Genomic DNA, 310 nt, shown 5'->3' on the forward strand with positions numbered 1-310 from the left:
GGGCACCATTGGCTGCAATAAGCAATTTTGTTTGCCAAAGTTCTTCATTATCTAATGTAACAGTTGTGTGTTGGTTGTCTTGATGAAAATCAATGACACGTGTGTTTGCGATAATAGGGATATTGAGATCTTTGACACGTTTTTTTAAAGTATTGATCAGTTCTCTATGTTCTACCATCGTTGCAAAGGGTTCACCGGGGGTAATGTCGCCTTCAAAGGTTAAAAGAGGGGGTTTAACAGGGTCATTTGTGCTTGTATCTGTGATGATCATGGAGTGAATGGGTTGCGCAGAGGGAGTGATAGAGTCCCA

At 41.3% G+C, this 310-nt stretch carries 1 pseudogene; it reads right to left on the reverse strand.

The annotated features are described in order from the left end of the window. Positions 1-310, reverse strand: a pseudogene (locus ACFINC_RS11140) (2-octaprenyl-6-methoxyphenyl hydroxylase); the annotation flags it as partial.

Origin of the sequence: Bartonella sp. AP58NXGY (genome assembly GCF_042195785.1) — a bacterium.
GTDB lineage: Bacteria > Pseudomonadota > Alphaproteobacteria > Rhizobiales > Rhizobiaceae > Bartonella.